Raw genomic sequence first — 24,764 nt, 5'->3', positions numbered from 1 at the left:
GGTGCAGGGCACGCGGCTGGTGGGGCGGTCGTCGGCGCGAGAACACCCGGCCTCCGATCCAGCACGGCAGCGGCCCCAGGAGCGCGGCGCCGGCGTAACAAAAGCAGCGGAAAACCTCCCCGGCATGCGGAAGGCCCCGCACGGTGATCCGTGCGGGGCCTTCCGCCACTTCTTTCCGGCCACGAACCCGAGGCGGCTAAGCCTCAGGCGGCGGCCGATGCCCGGTGCGGGGCGTCAGCTCTGGCCGCCCGCGAGCTTCTCGCGCAGCGCGGCGAGCGCCTCGTCAGAGGCGAGCGCGCCGCTGGCCGGAGCGGACGAGCCGCCCTGCTGGCCCTGGCTCTCGCCGCTGTAGGACGAGGGAGCGGCCTCGCCGGCCTCCGCCTCGGCCTTGCGGGCCTCCTCGATCTGCCGCCTGTGGGCCTCGTAGCGCTGCTGGGCCTCGGCGTACTGCCGCTCCCACTCCTCGCGCTGCTTGTCGAAGCCCTCGAGCCACTCCCCGGTCTCCGGGTCGAAGCCCTCGGGGTAGATGTAGTTGCCGTGCTCGTCGTAGGTGGCGGCCATGCCGTAGAGCGTCGGGTCGAACTCGACCTCGGCACCCACGCCCTCGTTCGCCTGCTTCAGCGAGAGGCTGATGCGGCGACGGTCGAGGTCGATGTCGATGATCTTGACGAAGATCTCGTCGCCGACCTGGACGACCTGCTCCGGGATCTCCACGTGGCGCTCGGCCAGCTCGGAGATGTGGACCAGGCCCTCGATGCCCTCCTCGACCCGGACGAACGCGCCGAACGGCACCAGCTTGGTGACGCGGCCCGGCACGACCTGGCCGATCTGGTGGGTGCGGGCGAACTGCTGCCAGGGGTCTTCCTGGGTGGCCTTGAGCGACAGGGAGACGCGCTCGCGCTCCATGTCGACGTCGAGGACCTCGACCGTGACCTCCTGGCCGACCTCGACGACCTCGGACGGGTGGTCGATGTGCTTCCAGGACAGCTCGGACACGTGGACCAGACCGTCGACGCCGCCGAGGTCCACGAAGGCACCGAAGTTGACGATCGAGGAGACGACGCCCTTGCGGACCTGACCCTTCTGCAGGGTGTTGAGGAAGGTCTGGCGAACCTCGGACTGCGTCTGCTCGAGCCAGGCGCGGCGCGACAGGACGACGTTGTTGCGGTTCTTGTCAAGCTCGATGATCTTGGCCTCGAGCTCACGACCCACGTACGGCTGCAGATCGCGAACACGGCGCATCTCGACCAGGGAGGCGGGGAGGAAGCCCCGCAGGCCGATGTCGAGGATGAGACCACCCTTGACGACCTCGATGACGGTGCCGGTGACGATGCCGTCCTCGTCCTTGATCTTCTCGATCGTGCCCCAGGCGCGCTCGTACTGAGCACGCTTCTTGGACAGGATCAGGCGGCCCTCCTTGTCCTCCTTCTGGAGAACGAGAGCCTCGACGTGTTCGCCGACCTCCACGACGTCAGCGGGATCGACATCGTGCTTGATCGAAAGCTCGCGCGAGGGGATGACACCCTCGGTCTTGTAGCCGATATCGAGAAGAACCTCGTCTCGATCGACCTTGACGACGGTGCCCTCGACGATGTCGCCGTCGTTGAAGTACTTGATGGTCTCGTCGATCGCCGCGAGGAAGGCTTCCTCGGACCCGATGTCGTTGACCGCTACCTGCGGGGTGCTCGAGGTGGCCTCAGTGCTGGACGTCATGTGTGGAATTGCTCCGAACGCGGACAGGATGTCGATGTGGCGGATGCGCGGCAGGCCCTCTTCCGCATCAAGCCGAGGAATTACGACATCGACGTGACCGAGCGCGAGCCCGCTCCGTCTGAGGCGCGCGCGAGCCCACAGCGCAGCGATCAGCATATGAGACCAACGCCACGGGGTCAATCCGGGGAGGTCTCAGTAGGTGATGACCTGGAGCCCATGCTTGGCGACGATATTACCCCGAGCTTTCTTCGGAATGGAGATTCTTTCCGGGTCGCCGTCGCTCACGAAGCGCTTGCGGGGATGGCGGTCCAGCCACTCGAGCCAGTATTGGGAGCACCACTTGCGGCACTCCCCCTTCTTGCCGTTGCTCTGGATGCGCTGGATCGCCCCGCGGTCGAACTTTTTCGCGTACGGCGAAACGGACGGCTCGGCCCCGGCGAGGAACACGCCGGCGAAGTCGTAGCGCGTGCCCTTCCACGAGCCCTTCCTGGCCGTCTTCTTCCCCCGGGGCATCGACCCGTACGGCAAAGCCATGGTCTGGGACGGCGGCGCGCCGAGCTTCTTCAGCAGCCGCTCGAGCCGGGCGATCTGCTCCCTGACCTTCTCGCTCTTGAGCGTGCGCAGGTCGGGGTGGCTCCAGGTGTGGTTGGCCACCTCGTAGCCGTGGTCGACCAGCCACCGCACGGCCGCCGCCTGCGCGTCGTGCTCGCGCAGCCCGAACGGCTCTTTACTCACCCAGAACGTGGCCACCGGCCGGAAGCCCGGATATCGGGCGGCCACCTCCTGGATGATGCCCACGGCGGTGTCGGGCCGCGGCCGGCCCTTGGCGTCCAGCGCGAAGTGGCTGGGGTGGCCGTCGTCGAACGTCAGCACGACGGGGAACTTGCCGGCCGGCACCCTGATGTCGCCCTTGACGAACTCGGCCGCCGTGATGGGCACGTAGCCGCGCTTGGCCAGCTTCTCCAGCTCCTTGCGGAGCTGGGCGGGCGTACGGTCGAGCGAGGCGCGCCGCTTGGCGAGGATGCGGTGGTACATCAGCACCGGCACCAGCCCCGCCTCGTTGGCGCGCACCTGCCGGGCGAACTCGGGCGTGGACACCACCCCCGGCGGCTCTCCGACCGGGGTGGGCGCGGGCGGCTCCGCGCTGCCCTGGACGGTGGTGGCGGCCTCGGGTCTGGCGTGCGGTCTCGGCTCGCCTGGCATGAGGACGAGCCCGATGACGGCGACCGTGATCACCGCTACGTTCGCGACGACGATGATCCGCGTGAGTGACGCTGGTAACCGCACGAAACTCCCGGCCGTTCGGTGATGACGGCTCCACACATTAGTGCAGAACCGCCCACGGCGCGGCTTTCGCGGCTACCGCCCCAAGCCCTCCCCGGCCCCGCCCGGTCAGTGTCCGGCGTCCTCCCAGGTGCGGCCGACGCCCACCGAGACCTCCAGCGGGACGCGCAGGTGGTAGGCGGCGTTCATCTGCTCGCGTACGAGCTGGGTGAGCCGCTCCAGCTCGCCCGGCGCGACCTCGAACACCAGCTCGTCGTGGACCTGCAGCAGCATCCGCGAGGCCAGCCCCTCCTCGGCGATCGCCCGGTGCACGTTGAGCATGGCGACCTTGATGATGTCGGCCGCCGAGCCCTGGATGGGGGCGTTGAGCGCCATCCGCTCGGCCATCTCGCGGCGCTGGCGGTTGTCGCTGGTGAGGTCGGGCAGGTAGCGGCGGCGGCCCATGATCGTCTCGGTGTAGCCGTCCTTGCGCGCCTGGGCGACGATGGCCTGCAGGAAGTCGCGGACACCGCCGAACTCCTCGAAGTACTCCTCCTTCAGCGCCCGCGCCTCGGCCACCGGGATGTTGAGCTGCCCGGCGAGCCCGAAGTCGGACAGGCCGTAGGCCAGGCCGTAGTTCATCGCCTTGATGCGGGCCCGCAGCTCGCCGTCGATCTGCTCGGGCGGCAGGTCGAACACGCGGGCGGCGGTGGCCTGGTGGAAGTCGTGGCCCGACTCGAACGCCTCGATCAGGGACTCGTCGCCCGACAGGTGGGCCATGATGCGCAGCTCGATCTGGCTGTAGTCGGCGGTCAGCAGCGTCTCGTAGCCCTCGCCGACCACGAAGCCCTGCCGGATGCGGCGGCCCTCGGCGGTGCGAATCGGGATGTTCTGCAGGTTGGGCTTCTCCGACGACAGCCGGCCGGTGGCGGCGATGATCTGGTTGAACGTGGTGTGGATGCGCCCGTCGTCGCCGATCTCCTTGATGAGGCCCTCGACCGTGGTGCGCAGCTTCTGCTGGTCGCGGTGGCGCAGCATGATCGTGGGCAGCTCGTGGTCGGTCTGGGTGGCCAGCCAGGCGAGCTGGTCGGCGTCGGTGCTGTAGCCGGTCTTGATCTTCTTCGTCTTGGGGAGGTTGAGCCGGACGAAGAGGATCTCCTGCAGCTGCTTGGGCGAGCCGAGGTTGAACTGCTCGCCGACCGAGCGGTGCGCCTCCTCCACCGCCTGCTTGACCGCGGCGCCGAACTCGGCCTCGAGGGCGGCGAAGTAGTCTCGGTCGACCGCGATGCCGGTCCGCTCCATCTCGGCGAGCACCGACAGCAGCGGCAGCTCGACGTCGGCCAGGAGCTGGGTGCCGCCCCGGCCGGCCAGGAACTTCTCCAGGGCTTCGGCCAGCTCGAGCACGACGTGGGCGCGCAGCGCGAGGTCCTTGGCCGGGGCGTCCTCGTCGTCGCCGAAGAGCGCGGCCTGCCCGTTGTCCTCGTGCTCGGCGCGCAGGTCGCGGTGGAGGTAGCGGCGGGCGAGGTCTTCGAGCGCGAACGTGCGCTGGCCCGGCATCGCGAGGTAGGCGGCGAGCGCGGTGTCGCAGCTCAGCCCGCGCAGCTCCATGCCCTGCGCCCACAGCGCCAGGATGGGCCCCTTGGCGTCGTGGACGGCCTTGGGCTTGGTGTCGTCGCCCAGCCAGGCACGCAGGGCCGCCTCGTCCTCCTCGGTCAGCTTGACCGGGTCGATGTGGGCGGCGGTGCCGTCGGGCGAGGCGATGGCGATGGCGTCGATGCGGCCGGTGCCGCTGCCGTAGACGCCCTTGAACGCGAGCCCGGCCCGGCCCTCGGGCAGCGCCGCGAGCCAGCCGGCCACCCGGCCGGGGCCGAGCAGCACGGTCTCGACCTCGAAGCCCTGCTCGGGCTCCTGCTCGCCGGTGCCGAGCACCTTGAAGACCCGATCGCGCAGCTCGCCGCGGATCTGCAGGGTGTCGAACAGCTTGTCGATCTCTTCGCGCTCCCAGGCGCCCTGCTTCAGCTCGGCGGGCTCGGCCTCGATCGGGACGTCGCGCAGCAGCTCGGTCAGCCGGCGGTTCATCAGCACCTGGGCGACGTGTTCGCGCAGCTTGTCGCCGACCTTGCCCTTGACCTCGTCGACCCGGTCGACGAGCGCGGCGAGCGAGCCGTATTCGCGCACCCACTTGGCCGCGGTCTTCTCCCCCACGCCGGGGATGCTCAGGAGGTTGTCGCTGGGGTCGCCGCGCAGGGCGGCGAAGTCGGGGTACTGCGCCGGGGTCAGACCGTATTTCTCCTGGACCGCCTCGGGGGTGAAGCGGGTCATGTCGCTGATGCCGCGCCGCGTCATCAGGACCGTGACGTGCTCGTCGACGAGCTGCAGCGCGTCGCGGTCACCGGTGACGATCAGAACGTCCATGCCCTGCTCGCGCGCACGGGTGGCCAGGGTGGCGATGAGGTCGTCGGCCTCGAAGCCGGCCTTGGACAGGCGCGGGATGCGCAGCACGTCGAGCAGCTCGAAGATGAGCTGCATCTGGCCGCGGAAGTCCTCGGGCGTCTCGGCCCTGTTGGCCTTGTAGTCGGCGTATTCCTCATGGCGGAACGTCGGCTCCGACCGGTCGAAGGCCACCGCGACATGCGTGGGGCGCTCGTCGCGCAGGACGTTGGTCAGCATCGAGGTGAACCCGTAGACCGCCTCGGTGTGCTGACCGTCGGTGGTCATGAGGTTGGCGTCTTTGAGCGCGTAGAACGCGCGATAGGCCAGCGAATGCCCGTCAAGCAGCAGCAGGCACGGGCGGCTGGGGGTCACTTCACTCTTCGGCACACCCGCAGCCTAGTCTGCGTCTCCGACAGAAAACCCGAGCTCGGAAGAGTGGAGGCGTCACTTTGACGCAGACCGACCCTATGGACGTCTCGATACTCCGCGACATGCACAAGAACACGCTCGCCGACCGGATGGGCATCGAGTTCCTCGAGGTCTCGGCGGAGCGGGTGGTGGGCCGGATGCCGGTCGAGGGGAACACGCAGCCGTACGGGCTGCTGCACGGCGGGGCCTCGGCGGTGCTGGCCGAGACACTGGGCTCGGTGGGCGCGGCCGTGCACGCCGGCGCCGGCCGGATCGCCGTGGGCATCGAGATCAACGCCACCCATCACCGCTCGGCCCGCGAGGGCTGGGTCACGGGGGTGGCGACCCGGCTGCACGGCGGCAGGACGCTGGCGACGTACGACATCGAGATCACCGACGAGCAGGGCAGGCGCGTGTGCACCTCACGCCTCACCTGCATGCTTCGCGACGCTTGACCAGAAGCGTCCCATACGTCACTCTCTTTGACCCTTTGCGCATGCCCCCCGCGGGTCGCTACGGTGGTTTCACCAGAGCCCGCGGGGAGGCCAAGTAGAAAACGTGTCCGGCCCCGCGTATGCGGGGTGCTCCCGTGTACGGCCGACGGCGCCTGACATGGCCCCAACGGCCGCCCCCGCGGGCTCGTCCACCCTCATCTTCCGATCGTTACGAGATCGTTTCCTCCGCGCGCCAGGTGTCTACCCTGATTTAGCCCCTGACCTGCCACGTTGTTTGCTCACATCAGTGACACACGCATGTCACTAATTGGTGACGAACGATACTGAAACGGGCGTAGCCGCAATAAGCTCCCGCCATTGCATCCCAGTTGTGCCTGCGATGCGCGCGTGTCGAGATGGAGGGGCACAACCCCGCCTTGACCTACTTGAGGGAGCACCATTGCGCAGAGCCGTGATCGCGTTCACGGCCTTTCTGAGTGGACTCATCTTCCTGCTTGCCGGCCCCGCGCACGCGGATCCAGCCGATTGCCAGGGGTTGAGGGGAACGCTCAAACTCCAAGGCCAGCCAGTGAACGGCGCCAAAATCGCCGTGACCACCGAAAGCGGGCAACCCGTCGAGGAGGTCACCACCAATCCCCAGGGCACGTGGGAAGTACAGGTCGACAAACCGGGTAAGTACAAGGTCACGCTCGATGTCAGCACCCTTCCGCAGAACGCGGAGGTGCGCGGCGGCAACAACACCCGTACGCCGACCGTTTACGAAGGCAACTGCTCGACCGTCCTCTTCGCGCTCCAGCCCAAGGGCGCGGCCGGCGAGCAGCAGCAGGAGGAGGGCGGCACCAGCGGCGGCAGCACGTTCTGGGCGCAGGCCGCCCAGCTCACCTTCGAAGGCCTCAACCTCGGCCTCATCATCGCGCTGGCCGCGCTCGGCCTGTCGCTGATCTACGGCACCACCGGCCTGACCAACTTCGCCCACGGCGAGCTGGTCACCCTGGGCGCCCTGCTGGCCTACGGCTTCAACGTCGGCCTGGGCCTGCACCTGATCCCGGCCGCCATCATCGCCGTCCTCGTCGCAGCGGTGCTCGGCTACTTTCAGGATCGCCTGTTCTGGGGCAAGCTCCGTAAGCGGGGCACCGGCATCATCGCCATGATGATCATCTCGATCGGTGTGGCGCTCTTCATGCGCTACATGTTCCTGATCTTCTTCGGCGGCCAGACCGAAGCGTACGCCCAGTACAACGCGCAACCGGGCATCGAGATCGGCCCCATCTCGGCCGCTCCCAAGAACCTGGTCGCCATGGGCATCGAGCTCGTCGTGCTGATCATCGTCGGGTTCGCGCTGCTGCGGACGAGGACCGGCAAGGCGGCCCGTGCGGTGGCCGACAACCCGGCGCTCGCGGCCTCCTCCGGCATCAACGTCGACCGCGTCATCAGGATCATCTGGACCGGCGGCGGCGCCATCGCCGCGCTGGCCGGCATCATGCTGGCGCTCTCCCAGAACCTGAAGTACACGATGGGCCAGGAGATCCTCCTGCTCATCTTCGCCGGCGTGACGCTCGGCGGCCTGGGCACCGCGTTCGGCGCCCTGGTCGGCTCGCTCGTGGTCGGCCTGTTCATCCAGGTCTCCACGCTGTGGGTGCCGCCGGAGCTGAAGAACGTCGGTGCGCTGGCCGTGCTCATCATCGTGCTCCTCGTTCGGCCGCAGGGCATCCTGGGCCGCCGCGAGCGGATCGGCTGATCGGGGGAGGATCAGAATGGACTGGATCACGATTCTCAGCACCACCATCAAGTCCGCGATCAACGTGGAGACGGTGCTGTACGGCCTGGCCGCGATCGGCCTGAACATCCACTTCGGCTACACCGGCCTGCTCAACTTCGGCCAGGCCGCGTTCATGGGCGTGGCCGGCTACGGCATGGCGGTCATGGTGACCGTCATGGGCCTGCCGTTCTGGGTCGGCATCGCGGTCGGCATCGCAGGCGCGGTCGTCCTCGCGTTCCTGCTCGGCATCCCGACCCTGCAGCTGCGCGCCGACTACCTCGCCATCGTCACCATCGCCGCGGCCGAGATCGTCCGGCTCATCTTCCGCTCGGTGACGTTCAAGGACATCTTCGGCGGCTCCGACGGACAGCGCGGCTTCAGCGACGGCTTCTACGCGCTGAACCCGTACCCCGAGGGCGACTACGGCTTCAACCTCGGCCCGATCCCGCTGTTCTTCAACAACCGCTCGATGTGGGTGCTGACCGTCGGCTGGGTGCTCATCGCGCTGTGCTGCCTCATCGTCTTCATGCTCATGAAGAGCCCGTGGGGCCGCGTGCTCAAGGCCATCCGCGAGGACGAGGACGCGGTGCGCAGCCTGGGCAAGAGCGTGTTCTCGTACAAGATGCAGGCGCTCATCCTCGGTGGCGTCATCGGCTGCCTGGGCGGCTTCATCTACGGCCTGGCGTACGGCTCCGTGCAGCCCGACGTCTTCGGCACCGAGACCACGTTCTACCTCTACACGATGATCATTCTGGGCGGCGCGGCCCGCGTGCTCGGCCCGGTCGTCGGCGCGATGCTGTTCTGGGTGCTGCTGGTCCTGCTCAACGGCGTGCTCAGCGAGGCCGTCGCGGCCGGCGACATCACCTTCATCGACGTCAACCAGGTCGGCGCGCTGCGGTACGTCCTGGTCGGTCTCGGCCTCATCCTGTTGCTCGTCTTCCGGCCACAGGGCATCTTCGGTGACAAGAGGGAGATAGCGATCGATGCACGCTGAGACCCAGAACACGACCAGCGAGCGCAAGGCCGCCGCACTGGCCGCGTTCGCCGACCTGCCCCGCGACCCGGGCGTGCCCAAGCCGGATCCCATCCTCGTGGTCGACAAGGTGGTGCGCCGCTTCGGCGGTCTCACCGCCGTCAACGTCGATCACGTCGAGATCCAGCGCGGCTCCATCACCGCGCTGATCGGGCCCAACGGCGCCGGCAAGACGACGTTCTTCAACCAGCTCACCGGCTTCGACACGGCCGACTCCGGCACGTGGACCTTCAACGGCAAGCCCATGAACGGCGTGCCCGCGCACAAGGTCGCCCGCGCCGGCATGGTGCGCACGTTCCAGCTCACCAAGGCGCTGTCCCGGCTGACCGTGCTGGAGAACATGCGCCTGGGCGCCCAGCAGCAGAAAGGCGAGAGCTTCTGGCGCGCCATGTTCCCCGCCTTCTGGCGCGACCAGGAGGCGGAGATCACCGAGCGGGCCGAGGAGCTACTGGCCCGGTTCAAGCTCGACGCCAAGCGCGACGACTTCGCCGGTTCGCTGTCCGGCGGCCAGCGCAAGCTGCTGGAGATGGCCCGCGCGCTCATGGTCAAGCCGGAGCTGGTCATGCTCGACGAGCCGATGGCCGGTGTGAACCCGGCGCTGACGCAGTCGCTGCTCGGCCACGTCAAGGACCTGCGCGAGCAGGGCATGACGGTGCTGTTCGTCGAGCACGACATGGACATGGTCCGCGACATCAGCGACTGGGTGATCGTCATGGCTCAGGGCGCGGTCATCGCCGAGGGCCCGCCCTCGACGATCATGTCGGACGAGCGCGTCGTCGACGCCTACCTGGGCGCCCACCACGACGCGCCGCTTACCGACACCGAGCTTGAGTCCCAGCTCCACGAGGCCGAGGAGGCCCTGGAAGCCGAGATCGAAGAGGAGGCCCAGAAGTGAGCGCCGACGAATCGCCGACCCCGGCGAACGGGCAGGCCGAAGAGCCCACCCCGGAGGCCGCCCCGGCGAAGTCGGCGCGCGCCGTCACCGACCGCAGCGCCCACCTGGAGGGCGCCAAGGACGCGGTGCTGCGCTGCGACGAGCTCATCGCGGGCTACCTGCCGGGCGTCAACATCCTCAACGGCACCGACCTGTACGTGAAGCCGGGCGAGCTGATCGGCATCATCGGTCCCAACGGCGCCGGCAAGTCGACGCTGCTGAAGGCCATGTTCGGGCTGGTCACCATCCGCAGCGGCACCGTCCTGCTCAAGGGCGAGGACATCACGAACATGAAGGCGCACGACCTGGTCTCGCGGGGCGTCGGCTACGTCCCGCAGACCAACAACGTCTTCCCCAGCCTCACCATCGAGGAGAATCTCGAGATGGGCGCCTTCCAGGTGCCGGGGAAGTTCAAGGAGCGCTTCGAGTTCGTGGCCGAGCTGTTCCCCGCGCTCAAGGAGCGGCGCAAGCAGCGCGCCGGCTCCCTGTCGGGCGGTGAGCGGCAGATGGTGGCGATGGCGCGGGCGCTCATGACCGAACCGTCCGTGCTGCTGCTGGACGAGCCGTCCGCGGGCCTGTCGCCGAAGCTGCAGGACCTGGTCTTCATCCAGGCCCAGCAGATCAACAAGGCGGGCGTGACCGTGATCATGGTGGAGCAGAACGCACGCCGCTGCCTGCAGATCTGCCACCGCGGCTACGTCCTCGACCAGGGCCGCAACGCCTACACCGGCACCGGGCGGCAGCTCGCCGACGACCCCAAGGTCATCGAGCTGTACCTCGGCACGCTCGCGAAGGCGTAACGTAACGGATCAACCGCAAGACGGGGAAGGGTCTCCCTCGGGAGCCCTTCCCGTTCTTGAATGTGCGCTGTGAAACGATTCGCGGCAGTCGCACTCATCGTCCCCGCCCTCCTCGTCGGCTGCCAGGAGGCCGCGTCCTCCTCGGCCAAGTACAGCACCGGCGGCGACCCCGCCGACGACCCGTGCGCGCGCGTGGTCTCCGCCATCGGGTACGCCGACCTGCTGCTGGAGCCCAAGGGCCAGGAGGAGCGTCAGAACTTCGAGGACGCCGTCATCGGCCGCCTGGCCGAGGCGTACGGCATCACGACCGAGTTCGCCGACCGGCTGCCCGGCTCGCTGAAGCCGGCCGCCGAGACCGTCAAGGCCACCACGGCCCGCCTGTCGAAGAGCGACGTCCCCCGGGAGCGGCAGGTGGCGCTGCTCAAGCAGTACCGCGCGGCCGCCGACCGGATCGTGGCCGGCTGCAAGTGACCTCGGGCCCTTCGCCGGTGGGCACGGGCCTGTTCGCCCTTGAGCGACCCCTTCGCCCTTCAGCGCAAGAACCTCCGCCCTTGAGCGGGCTCCTTCGCCGGTGGGCACGGGCTTGGCACGAGGAAGGGCCCCTGACACGGGAAAGGGCCCGGCCGTGATGGCCGGGCCCTCAACTCGAGTGCCGGGTGCTGCTCAGCCCTCGATGTTGCCGGTACGGTACTCCAGCGCCTTGGCCGGGTACTTGTTGTCGTCGCCGTACTGGTAGATGCCGATGGTGGCGACGGCCGGGTCACCGGCGTCGTTGAACTCGACCGGACCGCTGACGCCCTCGTAGTCGATGTCCTTACCGGCCTTCAGCAGGTCGACGCACTCCTTGAAGTTCGTGCACTTCTCGCCGCCCTTGCTGACCTCGCCCAGCTTCGCCGCGATGTCCGGGCCCGCGTCGCTCTTGGCGGCCTCGGCGGCCAGCGCGATCAGGTTCGCCGCGTCGTACGACTCGGGGGCGTAGGTGAAGTCCTCGAGCTTGGGGTCGACGGCGAGCAGCTTGTCGCGGAACTCGTCGGGAGCGGCGGCGCCGGGGAAGGTGCCCTTGACGCCCTTCAGCGTGCCCTTCGGCATCTTCACGTAGTTGGTGTTCGACATGTTGCCGTCCACCATGTACCACTTGTGCTTGCTGGCCGGCAGACCCTGCTTGACCAGCTCCTGGATGACCTTGGAGGTCTCCTCGAAGCCGATGAGCACGATGCCCTTGGGGTTCTTGGCCTTGATCTTGGCGACGTCCGCCGAGAAGTCGGCCGCCTTCGGGTCGTAGTCGACGCGCTCGACGACCTCGCCGCCGGCGTCGGTGACGGTCTTCTGGACCTGGTCGGCCAGGCCGGTGCCGTACGAGTCCTGCATCGCCAGGATGCCGACGGTGTCGTTGCCGTCGGAGATGACGAGGTCACCGAGGACGCGGCCCTGCAGCTTGTCCGGCGGAGCCGTACGGAAGTACAGGCCGTTGTCCTTGATCGTGGTGAACTTGTCGGAGGTGTTGGCCGGCGAGAAGTGCACCACGCCCGCACCCGTGATCTTGTCGATGACCGACTCCGACACCGACGAGGACGCCGCACCGATGATGGCGTCCGCGTTCTGGGCGAGCAGCTTGTCAACCGACTGCGAGGCGATGTTCGTCGTCGTGTCACCGGAGTCGGTGTCGTGCTTGACGACAGGCTTGCCGAGCACGCCGCCCGCCTCGTTGATCTCCTTCACCGCCAGGTCGACACCTGCGAACTCGGGCGGGCCGAGGAACGCCAGCGAACCGGTCTGGGGCAGCAGGGTGCCAAGGGTGAGCGTGCCATCGCCCTTCGCCGCGGGAGCGGAAGAGGCCGGAGCGGCACTCTCGGAAGTCTGCGTGGCGGTGTCACCGCCACCACCGCAGGCTGTCAGGGCGAGGCTGGTGGCAGCCACGACAGCCAGCGCCCGCCCCACGGGAGCAATGCGGATCATGAAGTGTCTCCTTCATTCCAGGCCGGGATCCGTCAGCACCGCCGAGCGTTCCCGATCGAATGCAGGAAACGTACAAAACCGTCGCATGATCCAACCAGATGCGGTGGGGAACTGTCGGCACTTGGATGCGGAGTCGTAATCACTCCTCAACTTACGGACCTGGGCAAGGACGCTTAATGTGCGATAGGTGAAGCGCATAACCCCCGTTCTTGCGACGGTGCTGCTCGCGGCCGGTTGCGGCACCACCGAACCGGCTTCATCTGCCCCTGCCGCGCCGCCGCCAGGGGTCACGGTCTCGCTGGCGCAATATCGCTCGGATGAAGCGGCCCACCGGCTTCTGGTGGCCGTCCGAAACATTTATGAAACACGCGTTTATTTCGCCGATGTCCAGCTCGTGTCGGCGTCCTTCAAGACCTTGCCGCCGCAGCGCGCCGACGCCGTCATCGGCAAAACCGAACGCACCGACCTCCCGCTCCCCTACGGCCCCGCCAACTGCCTGCCCAAGGGCCTGCCCGAGGTCGCACCCGCCAAGATCGTCGCCAGGATCAGCGTCGGTGACGAGCCGCCCAGGACCGTCGCCTTCCCGGTGCCGCACCCCGACCCGCTGCTGGCCAGGGTGCTGCGCGACGAATGCTCCGAATACCTGGTCAAACAGGCCGTCAACATCGAGTTCGGGCCGGAATGGAAGGAGACCGGCTCCGGCGCGGACGCGGTCATGCGGGGCGACCTCATCGTCACGCGGCGCGGCCCCGGCGCCGTCCGCCTCGTCTCCATGGGCGGCACCACCCACTACATCGTCGGCCACGACGAGCCGCTCGGCGTGCTCGACCCGGGAACGCAGCAGATCCGGGCGCCGATCCGGCTCTCCCCCGGCCGCTGCGACGCCCACGCCTTCGCCGAGGCCAAGAAAGCGTTCCTGTTCCCCGTACGCGTCACGCTCGACGGCGGAGAGGAGCGCGTCGTGATCGTCTCACCGCCCAAGCCCCTGCAGGACCGGCTCATCCTGTACGCCGCCCGCACCTGCGGCCTGCCCCAGCAGCCCGGAAGCCCCAAATGAAAGACCGCCTCCCCCGCGGGCGCGGCGCGGGAGAGGCGGTCTCGGTGACAGGCGGGATCAGCCCGCGATCTTGCCCGTCCGGTACTCGAGAGCCTTGCTCGGGTACTTGTTGTCGTCCCCGTACTGGTAGACGCCGATCGTCGCCACCTGCGGGTCACCGTTGTCGTCGAACTCGACCGGACCGCTGATGCCGTCGTAGTCGATGTCCTTGCCCGCCTTCAGCAGCTCGACGCACTCCTTGAAGCTCTTGCACTTCTCGCCTTCCTTGCTGACCTCGGGCAGCTTGGAGGCGATGGAGCGGCCGCTGTCGTCCTTGGCGGCCTCGGCGGCCAGCGCGATCAGGTTCGCGGCGTCGTAGGACTCGGCGGCGTAGGTGTAGTCGTCGAGGTCCTTGTTGATGTCCTTGAGCTTGTCCCTGAAGGCGTCCGGCGCCTCAGCGCCGGGAATGGTGCCCTTGACGCCCTTCAGCGTGCCCTTCGGCATGCCCGCGTAGTTGGTGTTCGACATGTTGCCGTCCACCATGTACCACTTGTGCTTGTCCGCCGTCAGGCCCTGCTTGACCAGCTCGGCCACGACCTTGGCGCCCTCCTCGAAGCCGATCAGCACGATCGCCTTCGGGTTCTTCGCCTTGATCTTGGCGACGTCAGCGGAGAAGTCGGCCGCCTTCGGGTCGTAGTCGACCCGCTCCACCACGCTCGCACCGGCCGCCTCGGCCGTCGCCGTCACCTGGTCGGCCAGGCCGGAGCCGTACGAGTCCTGCATCGCCAGGATGCCGATCGTGTCGTTGCCGTCGGCCGCGATCACGTCACCGAGGACGCGGCCCTGCAGCTTGTCCGGCGGAGCCGTACGGAAGTACAGGCCGTCGTCCTTGATCGTGGTGAACTTGTCGGAGGTGTTGGCCGGCGAGAACTGCACGATCCCCGCACCCGTGATCTTGTCGATGATCGACTCCGACACCGACGAGGACGCGGCGCCGATGATGGCGTCGGCGTTCTGCGCGATCAGCTTGTCCACCGACTGCGAGGCGATGTTCGTGCTGGTGTCGCCCGAGTCCGTGTGCACCACGTTGATCGGCTTGCCGAGCACGCCGCCGGCCTTGTTGATCTCCTTCACCGCGAGATCCACGCCTGCGAACTCGGGCGGGCCGAGGAACGCCAGCGAACCGGTCTGGGGCAGGACCGTGCCAAGCGTCAAGGTGCCGTCGCCCTTCGCCGCCGGGGCCGAGGAGGCCGCCGAGGACGCCGGGGCGGCGGACTCCTGCGCGGCCGTGTCGCCGCCGCCACTGCCACATGCCGTCAAAGCCAGGCTCGCCGCGGCCGCGACCGCCAGGACGCGCCCAGCCGGAGCAATGCGGTTCATCAAAATGAGACTCCCCCTATCTCAACGAAGGGACGATCGCCTTCGCCGGGTTTAACGGGCTCAGCATGCCCGGTGTGGGGTGAAATGGGGAGTTCTCCCGATGTTTTTATGCCGATTCGTAATGTCGCAAGCACGGATGGTAATGGTTTGTTTCATGAGCGTTACGAGCGTGGCCGACACCAGGACAGGGAGGTGATATTTCGGGATCAGCGGTCAAATACACCAACAGTCCCTTGCGTCCCAATTTCTGGGGCGACCGGGCGGCCACAGGGCGATCCGCGCCCAGGGTTCCGTACGGACCGAAACTCCCGGAAGCACGCCGAAAAGGCGTGCCCGACCGCGACACACACCGGAGCACGGCCGGGCACGCCCGACGACAGGGGCGGACACCGCCTTCAGCCCAGGCGCCACCCGCCCGAGAACCGGCGCACAGGAGCGCCAGGGAACCGCCCCCTCAGAGCTCAGAGGAGGCGCCCGCAGAAGCCCGGATCGGCACCCTCAGGAACGCTCCGCCGCGTCCTGGATGACGATCTGCGCGACCTCGCGCATGCTCAGCCGCCGGTCCATCGACGCCTTCTGGATCCAACGGAACGCCTGGGGCTCCGTCCACCCGTGCTGCGCCATCAACTGACCCTTGGCCCGCTCGACCAGCTTGCGGGTCTCCAGACGCTCGGACAGGTTCGACACCTCGTTCGCGAGCGCCACCATCTCGTCGTGCCTGCTGACCGCCATCTCGATCGCCGGCACCAGATCCGCCTTCGTGAACGGCTTGACCAGGTAGGCCATCGCCCCCGCATCCCGCGCCCGCTCCACCAGGTCCCGCTGGGAGAAGGCGGTCAGGATGAGGCACGGGGCGATGCGCATCTCGGTGATCCGCTCGGCCGCCGAGATGCCGTCGAGCACGGGCATCTTCACGTCGAGGATGACCAGGTCGGGTTTCAGCTCGGCGGCCAGCCGGATCGCCTGCTCACCGTCACCGGCCTCGCCCACGACGACGTAGCCGTCCTCCTGGAGCATCTCCTTGAGGTCGAGGCGGATCAGGGCCTCGTCTTCCGCGATCACTACTCGCCGCTGCGTACTCACGAGCAGAAGAGTACCGACGTCCGGTAGATTAGATCCACGCTGGATCGATCCGGCCCATGCTTAGGCTAGGATTCCAACGCGCGGGACCCCCACGCCTCCGGACATATCCGGATCTCAGCCCCGGTATTCCAATTGGCAGAGAAGGCGGATTCAAAACCCGCACAGTGTGGGTTCGAATCCCACCCGGGGCACCTGACACGACCGCCTGGCATCCGGCCGGGCGGTTTTGTCGTACCCGGATGCGACACTCTCCGCGTGTACGATCTCACGGTCCGTGAGCAGGCCCTCCGCCTGCTCGCCTCAGGGCTCAGCATCAGCGAGGCGAGCCGTCAGACCGGAGTCAGCCGCGCCGCCATCCGCGAGTGGCGCGACCGTCCGGCGCACGACTCCCCCATGACCGGCACCTGCCCCCGCTGCGCGGCGGCGCCCCATCTCCCTGCGCCCACCGGCGACTACGCCTATCTCCTGGGTCTCTATCTCGGCGACGGCTGCATCTCCTGGGTCGGAGACCGGGCCAAGCGCGTCTGGTCCCTGCGGATCATGTGCGCCGACAGCTGGCCCGGCCTCGTGCGGGAGTGCGTCGAGGCGCTACGGGCGATCCGGCCGACCAACAAGGTCCGGGTGCTGCGGCGGCAGGGGTGCAGCGAGGTCAACTCCTACTCCAAGCACTGGCCGCACCTCTTCCCCCAGCACGGCCCCGGCAAGAAACACGACCGCGAGATCACCCTCCTCTCCTGGCAGAGGGAGATCGTCGCCACGCATCCGGGGCGCTTCGTGCGCGGGCTGATGCACTCCGACGGCTACCGCGGGGTCAACCGCGTCCGCCGCGACCTGCCCAGCGGTGTCCGCTGGTACGAATACCCCCGCTACCTGTTCAAGAACGAGTCGGCGGACATCCTCGCCCTGTGCGGCGAGGCCCTCGACCTGCTCGGCGTCGCCTGGCGCTACAACAAGCGCAACGAGTTGTCCGTCGCGCGGCGGGAGGCCGTTGAGCTGCTCGATCGCCACGTCGGCCCCAAATACTGACCGTTTCTGCGGCAGATGGGGCGGCGGTGCGTGGAGGCGTCAGGGAGAGAACAGCGAAGGATGGTGGGTTCGGGACTTTTCGGAATCCCGCACGGCGGGAATCACCGTTCCAGATCGACGAACGCACGGGGGTGGGGTGGCATGCCGTTGAGCCTGGCTGACCGGGAGGAGTTCCTGGCGGAGCCGCACATCGCGAGCCTGGCGGTGGAGTCCGGTGACGGGCGGGGCCCGCTGACGGTCCCCGTCTGGTACGACTACTCCCCGGGTGGCGACGTGAGGTTCCTGACCGATGGGGATTCTGTGAAGGCCAGGCTGATCGCGAAGGCCGGGCGGTTCTCGCTCCTGGTGCAGCGTTCGAGCCCGACGTACCGGTACGTGTCCGTAGAGGGTCCGGTGGTGCGGTCGGGGCCGACGACGCTGGAGGACCTGACCAGGATCTCCTCCCGCTATCTGCCGCCCGACGCCGTGTCGGGCTATGTGCAGGGGTCCGATCTCAACGTGCTGGTGACGTTCAGGATGCGGCCGGAACATTGGCTGTCGGCCGACCTGGGCGCGCTGGGCTGAGCTGCGGACCGGTATTTTTGGGCCCGTGACTGCTATCGACCCGACCTCGATCGGTGCCTTCGGCACCGGCCTGGCGACCATCGCCGCTGACGGCACCGTACTCGACACCTGGTTTCCCGCCCCTGAGCTGGGCGACGCGCCGGCCGCGGGCACGCGGCGGCTGTCCGGCGATGAGGCCGGGGAGCTGGCCGAGCTGACCGGCCCCGACGCGGCGCGCGGGGTGGAGGTGGTGGCGGTGCGCACCGGCATCGCCAAGCTCTCCGAGCCTCCGGCCGACGCGCACGACGTCTACCTGCGCCTGCACCTGCTGTCCGCGCGTCTGGTCCGCCCGCACGGGGTGAATCTCGACGGCATCTTCGGCCTGCTGGCCAACGTGGTGTGGACCAACTACGGGCCGTGCCCGGTGCCGGACTTCGAGCGGACCCGGCTGCGGCTGCGCGGGCGTGGGCCGGTGACGGTCTACGGGGTGGACAAGTTCCCCCGGATGGTCGATTACGTGCTGCCCTCCGGGGTGCGCATCGCCGACGCCGACCGCGTACGGCTGGGCGCCCACCTCGCCCCGGGCACCACGGTCATGCACGAGGGCTTCGTGAACTTCAACGCCGGCACGCTGGGCGCCTCGATGATCGAGGGCCGGGTGTCGGCCGGTGTGGTCGTCGGTGACGGCTCCGACGTGGGCGGCGGCGCCTCGATCATGGGAACGCTGTCGGGCGGCGGCAAGCAGGTCATCTCCATCGGCGAGCGCTGCCTGCTGGGCGCGAACGCGGGGCTCGGCATCTCGCTGGGCGACGACTGCGTGGTGGAGGCCGGCCTGTACGTCACGGCGGGCACCCGCGTGTCCCTGCCCGACGGCACCGTCGTCAAGGCGGCCGAGCTGTCGGGGTCCAACGGGATCCTGTTCCGGCGTAACTCGCAGACGGGCGTCGTGGAGGCGCTGCCGCGCCAGGGCGGCAAGGTCGAGCTCAACGCCGCCCTGCACGCCAACGACTGACTTGGCGAATGACTCCAGGTGGGCCGCCGTGGAGCGGGCGGCCCACCTCAGGGCGGACCTGGGGCAGGACCGCCCGGGGCGGACGCAGGCGGACGAGCGTCGCCGTCGGCGGCCCCAGCGCTTCCTTACCGGCGGCCCGAGCGCCCCACTGACCAGGCGGGTTGGGTGAGCGCCGAACGCGGGGCAAGCCCTGGCGGACCCGGCGGGTGCCCAACGAGCCGTGTCAGCACCATCACCACCGAACCGAGCAGGCACCTCACTAGCCGCGGGGCGACCAGCGGAGGGACCGAGCGGGCGTCCGGAGGGAGTTAGCGGGCGTCGAGCGGGCGCGAAGCGGGCCGTAGATCCAGCCCCGCCACGGGGCGAGCTGCGGTGCCCGGCACGCCGGCCGCGTCAGGAGCCGGTGGGGCGTCGCGCCGCCAGAGGGCCAGCGCCTCGGCGACCACGCCGAACACCGGACCGGCGAGCGGGCGTCGAGCGGGGCCAAAGCGGCACCGGAGGCAACCCCAGGACAGTGGCCACGCCAGGCAGACCGGGCGGGCCCGGCCAGTGCAGCCCCCGACCCCGGACGGGCCAGGCCCGTGCCTGCCTACCCTCCAGGCGAGCCGCACCGGTCGGATGGCCGGTGCCGGACCGGACCGGCGGGCCAGTCGAACGCCGGACGGCCCGGAACGCCGCCTGTCAGTGGGCGTGAGAGACCGCGGAACCGATGGTGTGGACGCGGAGCGCGTTGGTGGAGCCGGGCGTGCCGGGAGGCGAGCCGGCCACGATGACGACCTTGTCGCCCTTCTCCAGCCGTCCGAGCGACAGCAGCGACGCCTCGACCTGGCGCACCATGTCGTCCGTGTGGTGCACGAACGGCACGTGGAAGGTCTCCACGCCCCACGTCACCGAGAGCTGGCCGCGCACATGGGGTGCGGAGGTGAAGGCCAGCAGCGGGATGGGCGAGCGGTAGCGGGCCAGGCGGCGGGCGGTCTCGCCGGACATGGTGAACGCGATCAGCGCCTTGGCGCCGACGATGGCGCCCACCTCGGCCGCGGCCCTGGCGATGGCGCCGCCCGTGGTCTCGGGCATGCGGTCGAGGGTGTGGGTGGCCTGCAGGGAGGACTTCTCCGCAGCGCAGGCGATGCGGTCCATCGTGGAGACGGCCTCGACCGGGTAGTTGCCGACGGAGGTCTCTCCGGAGAGCATGATCGCGTCCGCGCCGTCCATGACCGCGTAGGCGACGTCGGAGGCCTCGGCGCGGGTGGGGCGCGGGGAGTTCATCATGGAGTCGAGCATCTGGGTGGCCACGATGACGGGGTGGGCCTTCTCGCGGCACAGCTCGATGATGCGGCGCTGGACGATCGGCACCTGCTCGAGCGGCAGCTCGACGCCGAGGTCGCCGCGGGCGACCATGATGCCGTCGAAGGCGTCGACGATCTCGGGGAGGCGCTCGACGGCCTGCGGCTTTTCGATCTTGGCGAGCAGCGGCAGGCGTACGGCCTCCTGCTCCATGATGTTGCGCACCACGTCGGCGTCGGACGGGCGGCGCACGAAGGACAGGGCGATCATGTCGAAGCCGGTGCGCAACGCCCAGCGCAGGTCGGCTTCGTCCTTGTCGGTCAGCGCGGGGGCGCTGACGTTGACGCCGGGCAGGTTGAGGCCCTTGTTGTCGGAGATCATGCCGCCGATGACGACGCGGGTGATGACGCGCTCGCCGTCGACCCTGGTGACCTCGAGCACGAGGCGGCCGTCGTCGACGAGGATGGTGTCGCCCGGGTGGACGTCTTTGGGCAGCCCCTTGTAGGTGGTGGAGACCTGCTCGCGGTCTCCCGGCACGTCTTCGGTGGTGATGGTGAAGACGTCGCCGAAGCCGAGCCTGACGGGGCCCTCCTCGAACGTGCCGACGCGGATCTTGGGGCCCTGCAGGTCGGCGAGCACGCCTACACCGCGGCCGAGGTCGGCCGCCACCTCCCTGACCCGGTCGTACACCTCTCTGTGCATGTCATGGTTGCCATGGCTGAGGTTGAACCGTGCGACGTCCATGCCGGCGGCGATGAGCTCGCGGAGGCGTTCCTTGGACGATGTGGCGGGGCCTAGAGTGCAGACGATTTTCGCGCGACGAGTCACGAGTCCTACCTTAATTGGTACAGACCACTTAACAGTCACTGACGACGGAGAACGTACCCGGCATAAGAGAACAGAACGAGAACGGCGACCCCCAGTCGCGCCACGTTCGTGTACTCCTCCGGGTAGATCACGCCTTCGATGTAGTGGTCGATGAAGCCGCTGGGGGGCAGGCCGTCCTGGCCCGCCTGGCGACGTGCCCAGTCTTCCACGAGTGTGAGCGGGCATTCGACGCCTGTCACGACCGACATGGCTCCCCAGGCGGCGACGGCGAGGTGGATCCAGATCGTGCGCGGCCAGCGCCAGGCCAGGAAGCCGCCCACGGCCATGTAGGCGAGAAAGGCGAAGTGCACCACCATCGCGGCGTCGGCGAGGAGGCGGTACATCATGGCTCGGCGGTTGCCGCCTTCCAGGCGTTCACGACGCCGTGACCGTAGAAGCCGTTGTCGGAGGTGCCGCCCTCGCACAGGTGTTTCTGGGTCTGTCCGAGTGAGTCGTAGGAGTACTCGCGCGGCGTGGGGCACGCCTTGGGTGTGGCGGTCTTGTAGAGCAGCTCCTGGACGGTGTCGGGGGCGAGTTCGAGCCCGCCCTTGCCGGGCTTGCCGAAGCGGCTGATGAGGATGGCGGCGACGCCGGTGGCGTGCGGCGCGGCCATGGAGGTGCCTTCGAGGTACTGGTAGTAGGAGCAGGTGCCGCGGGTGCAGTCGCGTACGACGTCGGCGCCCTTGGGCTTGCCGTCGCGGTCGATGCGGCCGGTGGCGCGCAGCACGTGTTCGGGTGCGGCGGCCAGGATGCCCCTGGTGGCGTTGATGCCCTGCCCGTCGAGTACGTCGCCGCCGGGGGCGGACAGGTCGGTCTGCTCCACGCCGTAATCGCTGTAGGCGGCCTTGCGGCCGGAGGGGCCGAGCGCGGAGACGGAGATGACGCCCTTGGACTCGGCGGGCACGTTGATGCAGGAGTTGTCGATCGTGCGGGTCTTCTCGTCGCCCTTGGGGTAGCCGGGGCTCTGCCTGTCGATCTTGGGCTTGCCGAGGTCGGTGGAGCCGTTGCCGAGGGCGGAGATGAGCGTGACGCCGCGTTCGCGCGCGTAGTCGAGCGCACGCTGCATGCCGGTGATGATGGCGCGCTGTTCGAGCTGCTGCTTCTTGGTGTCGGACTTGTTGGCGCGGCAGTTGAACAGCCAGGGGTCGACGTAGTAGCTCATGTTGACCACGTCGACGCCGATGTCGGCGGCGTAGGTGAGGGCGTCCATGCTGGGCTTGAGGAAGAAGAAGCCGGAGTCCTGGCCCGCCCTGATGTTGACGATCTGGACGCCGGGCGCCACGCCGGCGATGCCGATGCCGTTGATGGGCGAGGCGATGGTGCTGGCGACGTGGGTGCCGTGGCCGTCGTCGTCGACGTCCACGGGGTCCTTGCAGTCGCGGGCCTCGCAGGGGCCGTCGAGCGTCTCGCCGTAGTCGTCCTTGGGACGGTCGGTGACGAAGTTGCGGCTGAGCTCGCGGTTGAAGTTGGGCGCGATGTCGGGGTGCTTGCCGTCCACGCCGGTGTCGATGACGCCGACGAGAACCTTCTTGCTGCCGGGGACCTTGGCGTTGGCGCGGTCGGCGCCGATCATGCGCATGTCCCACTGGCGGGGGGCGAGCGGCTCTCCCTTGCGCTTGGTGAACGCCTGCTCGTCGGGCAGGGCCGCGGGATTGGTGATGAATCGTCCCGCGGTACGGCCGATGCTGCGATCGGGGGTGACGCCGACGACGGAGGGGTCGTCGCCCACGGCCGCCTGGAAGCCGTCGCCGCCGCTGGCCAGGAGGTAGCCGAGCCTGGTGTCGTCGGAGAGGGCGGTGCCGCCGGCGCGTTCGACGGCGGCCTTGGCCTGGCTCTGGTGGCCCCACTCGTAGAAGACGAGGTATTCGGGCCGTCCCGGTTTCGGTTCCGGCTTGCGGTCGGCCTGGCTCGGTTCCGGCTTGGGCCGGCCTGGCTCGGGTGCGGCGCGGTGGCCGAGCAGGCGGCGAGTGCGAGTGCGGCGGCCAGAGCCGTCATGCCCGAGGCGACACGCCGCATATCTCCCCCTACGCCTGAATGCCGCAGAATCTGAATCTTCCCGACAGTCAACCAGTGATGCAACCGAGTGGTGAAATTTCGGTCGATGGTGGGCGAAGGGGACCCCTCGTCCTGCCCCAGCTCACGGGCGCGTGACGGCCGTGCCTGCCCGTCGCTCGGCGACGGGCAGGCGGACAGGCGGACAGGCGGGTAGGCGGGTAGGTGGGTAGGTGGGCAGTCAGCCGATCGGGCGTCAGGCGTGGTGACTCGGCTGGGCGTCGGGCTCGCGACGGCCGGGCCGTACGTCCGCGGCTTCCGACCCCAGCCGTACGTCCGGCAGGAAGGCCAGCAGCGCCGCCGCGACCAGCATGATCGGCCCCGTCCACGCGAACACCCCGGTGATCGCGTCGGCGAAGGCGAGCTGCGTGGCGTGCCGGGTGGCCTCGGGCAGCGCCTGGATGGCGGCGGGGGTGAGTGACTCCTGGCCGGGCGCGAGTCCGGCGGCGAAGACGCCGCCGAGCACGGACACGCCCACGGCGCCGCCGACGTTCCTGGCGAACGTGACGGCCGAGGTGGCGGCTCCCCGGTCGGCCACGGGCGCAGTGGTCTGGACGGCGAGCATGAGGTTCTGCCCCATCACGCCGAGCCCGAGCCCGCACAGCACCATGTACGCCCCCGACACGACCGGGCCGGTGGTCACGTCCATGGTGGAGAACAGGATTCCGGCGATTCCGGAGCAGACGGCACCGCCCACGATGATCCACTTGTAGCGGCCGAGCCTGGTCACGATCTGCCCGCCGAGCGTGGAGGCGACGATCATGCCGCCCATGAGCGGGAGCAGCAGCAGCCCGGAGTCGGCCGCGCCGGCGCCGCGCACGAGCTGGAGGAACATGGGCAGGAACGTCGCCATGCCGACCAGGGCGGTGGCCAGGAGCACGATGGTGACGACGGGGATGGTGAAGGAGCGCGAGCGGAACAGCCGCAGCGGCAGGATGGGCTCGGCGGCGGTCCGTTCGACGAGGACGAACAGCAGGCCGAGGAGCACCGCGCCGGCGCCGAGCCCGATGATGACGGGTGAGGTCCACGCGTATGTGCTGCCTGCCCATGAGGCGAACAGGGTCAGGCAGGTGAGCACCCCGGCGATGAGCGCGGCGCCGAGCCAGTCGATGTGGTGCGGCGAGGTGCGCTTGGGCAGCTTGAGCACGGTGAAGGCGACGGCCAGGGCGAGGGCGCCGAGCGGCAGGTTGATGTAGAAGATCCAGCGCCAGGAGATGTGCTGGGTGAGGAAGCCGCCGACGAGCGGCCCGGCGATGGAGGCGATTCCGAAGACGGCGCCGAACAGGCCTTGGAAACGGGCGCGTTCGCGGGGTGTGGACACGTCGGCGACGATGGTCAAGGTCAGCACCATGAGGCCGCCCGCGCCGATGCCCTGGAAGGCTCGGAAGGCGATGAGCTGCCCCATCGACTGGGCGACGCCGCACAGGGCGGAGCCGATGAGGAAGAGCACGATGGCCGCGAGGTAGAGGGTGCGGCGGCCGTACATGTCGCTGAGCTTGCCGAACAGCGGGGTGGCGATGCCGGAGGTCAGGGCGAACGCGGTGACCACCCAGGACAGGCTCTCAAGCCCGTGCAGCTCCCCCACGATGGTGGGCATGGCGGTGGCCACGACGGTCTGGTCGAGCGCGGCCAGGAACAGGGTGAGCATGAGTGACCCCATGACCACCCACAGTGTTCGCCGTGAGGTGGACTGCTGGGGGTTTGTCGCTACCATGAGCAGACTCCTT

At 68.8% G+C, this 24,764-nt stretch carries 20 protein-coding genes and 1 tRNA gene; 11 read left to right on the top strand and 10 right to left on the bottom strand.

Translation table 11 applies throughout. The features are described 5' to 3' along the window. Positions 1–234: 234 nt before the first annotated feature. From rpsA to polA, 3 genes are all read right to left on the bottom strand, one after another. Positions 235–1,713, bottom strand: a complete 1,479-nt coding sequence (gene rpsA, locus ACFMQL_RS28285; protein WP_364054587.1) for a 30S ribosomal protein S1 — start codon at positions 1,711–1,713, stop codon at positions 235–237. Positions 1,714–1,905: 192 nt separating this feature from the next. Next, complete coding sequence (locus ACFMQL_RS28280) at positions 1,906–3,000, bottom strand: polysaccharide deacetylase family protein (RefSeq protein ID WP_364054590.1); 1,095 nt, start codon at positions 2,998–3,000, stop codon at positions 1,906–1,908. Between the two features lie 105 nt (positions 3,001–3,105). Continuing rightward, entirely contained in the window at positions 3,106–5,796 is a 2,691-nt protein-coding gene (gene polA / locus ACFMQL_RS28275; RefSeq protein ID WP_364054593.1) for a DNA polymerase I, read from the bottom strand. Positions 5,797–5,900: 104 nt separating this feature from the next. On the opposite strand from polA, the gene ACFMQL_RS28270 reads away from it, so the two are divergent. The 6 genes from ACFMQL_RS28270 (at position 5,901) to ACFMQL_RS28245 (ending at position 11,269) form a co-directional block, all read left to right on the top strand. Next, positions 5,901–6,272 (top strand): hotdog fold thioesterase, encoded by a 372-nt coding sequence (locus ACFMQL_RS28270; RefSeq protein WP_364054596.1) that lies wholly within the window; start codon positions 5,901–5,903, stop codon positions 6,270–6,272. Positions 6,273–6,840: 568 nt separating this feature from the next. Further along, complete coding sequence (locus ACFMQL_RS28265; RefSeq protein WP_364054599.1) at positions 6,841–8,010, top strand: branched-chain amino acid ABC transporter permease; 1,170 nt, start codon at positions 6,841–6,843, stop codon at positions 8,008–8,010. A gap of 16 nt (positions 8,011–8,026) precedes the next feature. Beyond that, the gene (locus ACFMQL_RS28260; RefSeq protein WP_378787832.1) at positions 8,027–9,025 is read left to right on the top strand and encodes a branched-chain amino acid ABC transporter permease; all 999 of its coding nucleotides are present in this window, start codon (positions 8,027–8,029) and stop codon (positions 9,023–9,025) included. Continuing rightward, positions 9,015–9,959, top strand: a complete 945-nt coding sequence (locus ACFMQL_RS28255) for an ABC transporter ATP-binding protein (RefSeq protein ID WP_364054605.1) — start codon at positions 9,015–9,017, stop codon at positions 9,957–9,959. The genes ACFMQL_RS28260 and ACFMQL_RS28255 overlap by 11 nt, the downstream gene beginning before the upstream one ends. Then, positions 9,956–10,798: an ABC transporter ATP-binding protein gene (locus ACFMQL_RS28250; RefSeq protein WP_364054608.1), complete on the top strand. Its 843-nt coding sequence runs from the start codon at positions 9,956–9,958 to the stop codon at positions 10,796–10,798. Before ACFMQL_RS28255 ends, ACFMQL_RS28250 begins: the two co-directional genes overlap by 4 nt. A 69-nt stretch (positions 10,799–10,867) precedes the next feature. After that, positions 10,868–11,269 (top strand): hypothetical protein, encoded by a 402-nt coding sequence (locus ACFMQL_RS28245; protein WP_378787830.1) that lies wholly within the window; start codon positions 10,868–10,870, stop codon positions 11,267–11,269. Between the two features lie 192 nt (positions 11,270–11,461). Here ACFMQL_RS28245 and ACFMQL_RS28240 read toward each other — a convergent pair whose 3' ends face one another. After that, positions 11,462–12,754 (bottom strand): ABC transporter substrate-binding protein, encoded by a 1,293-nt coding sequence (locus ACFMQL_RS28240; protein ID WP_364054614.1) that lies wholly within the window; start codon positions 12,752–12,754, stop codon positions 11,462–11,464. 394 nt (positions 12,755–13,148) lie between these two features. On the opposite strand from ACFMQL_RS28240, the gene ACFMQL_RS28235 reads away from it, so the two are divergent. Continuing rightward, a complete protein-coding gene (locus tag ACFMQL_RS28235; protein ID WP_364054617.1) occupies positions 13,149–13,811 on the top strand; it encodes a hypothetical protein in 663 nt (220 codons plus the stop codon). A 57-nt stretch (positions 13,812–13,868) separates the two neighbouring features. Here the strand turns inward: ACFMQL_RS28235 and ACFMQL_RS28230 are convergent, their stop codons facing one another. Together ACFMQL_RS28230 and ACFMQL_RS28225 are read right to left on the bottom strand one after the other, a co-directional pair. Further along, positions 13,869–15,170 (bottom strand): ABC transporter substrate-binding protein, encoded by a 1,302-nt coding sequence (locus ACFMQL_RS28230; RefSeq protein WP_378787827.1) that lies wholly within the window; start codon positions 15,168–15,170, stop codon positions 13,869–13,871. 498 nt (positions 15,171–15,668) lie between these two features. Beyond that, positions 15,669–16,253, bottom strand: coding sequence for a response regulator (locus ACFMQL_RS28225; RefSeq protein ID WP_364054623.1), 585 nt, complete (start codon positions 16,251–16,253; stop codon positions 15,669–15,671). A 117-nt stretch (positions 16,254–16,370) separates the two neighbouring features. On the opposite strand from ACFMQL_RS28225, the gene ACFMQL_RS28220 reads away from it, so the two are divergent. The 4 genes from ACFMQL_RS28220 (at position 16,371) to dapD (ending at position 18,834) form a co-directional block, all read left to right on the top strand. Further along, positions 16,371–16,444, top strand: a tRNA-Leu gene (locus tag ACFMQL_RS28220). A 64-nt stretch (positions 16,445–16,508) separates the two neighbouring features. Further along, the gene (locus ACFMQL_RS28215) at positions 16,509–17,279 is read left to right on the top strand and encodes a helix-turn-helix domain-containing protein (RefSeq protein WP_378787825.1); all 771 of its coding nucleotides are present in this window, start codon (positions 16,509–16,511) and stop codon (positions 17,277–17,279) included. 141 nt (positions 17,280–17,420) lie between these two features. Continuing rightward, the gene (locus ACFMQL_RS28210) at positions 17,421–17,843 is read left to right on the top strand and encodes a pyridoxamine 5'-phosphate oxidase family protein (RefSeq protein ID WP_364054629.1); all 423 of its coding nucleotides are present in this window, start codon (positions 17,421–17,423) and stop codon (positions 17,841–17,843) included. A gap of 25 nt (positions 17,844–17,868) precedes the next feature. Further along, positions 17,869–18,834 (top strand): 2,3,4,5-tetrahydropyridine-2,6-dicarboxylate N-succinyltransferase, encoded by a 966-nt coding sequence (dapD, locus tag ACFMQL_RS28205; RefSeq protein ID WP_364054632.1) that lies wholly within the window; start codon positions 17,869–17,871, stop codon positions 18,832–18,834. 681 nt (positions 18,835–19,515) lie between these two features. Here the strand turns inward: dapD and pyk are convergent. From pyk to ACFMQL_RS28185, 4 genes are all read right to left on the bottom strand, one after another. Then, positions 19,516–20,946: a pyruvate kinase gene (gene pyk / locus ACFMQL_RS28200; RefSeq protein ID WP_364054635.1), complete on the bottom strand. Its 1,431-nt coding sequence runs from the start codon at positions 20,944–20,946 to the stop codon at positions 19,516–19,518. A gap of 35 nt (positions 20,947–20,981) precedes the next feature. Further along, entirely contained in the window at positions 20,982–21,332 is a 351-nt protein-coding gene (locus tag ACFMQL_RS28195) for a DUF2784 domain-containing protein (RefSeq protein WP_364054638.1), read from the bottom strand. Then, positions 21,329–22,714, bottom strand: coding sequence for a S8 family serine peptidase (locus ACFMQL_RS28190; RefSeq protein ID WP_378787822.1), 1,386 nt, complete (start codon positions 22,712–22,714; stop codon positions 21,329–21,331). Before ACFMQL_RS28190 ends, ACFMQL_RS28195 begins: the two co-directional genes overlap by 4 nt. A gap of 519 nt (positions 22,715–23,233) precedes the next feature. Continuing rightward, the gene (locus ACFMQL_RS28185) at positions 23,234–24,697 is read right to left on the bottom strand and encodes an MDR family MFS transporter (RefSeq protein WP_378790217.1); all 1,464 of its coding nucleotides are present in this window, start codon (positions 24,695–24,697) and stop codon (positions 23,234–23,236) included. Positions 24,698–24,764: the final 67 nt, after the last annotated feature.

The sequence above is a fragment of the Nonomuraea fastidiosa genome (assembly GCF_042751225.1).
Classification (GTDB): domain Bacteria; phylum Actinomycetota; class Actinomycetes; order Streptosporangiales; family Streptosporangiaceae; genus Nonomuraea; species Nonomuraea fastidiosa.
The sequence above is the reverse complement of the archived record's forward strand: the minus strand, read 5'-3'. Positions and strand labels throughout refer to the sequence as shown.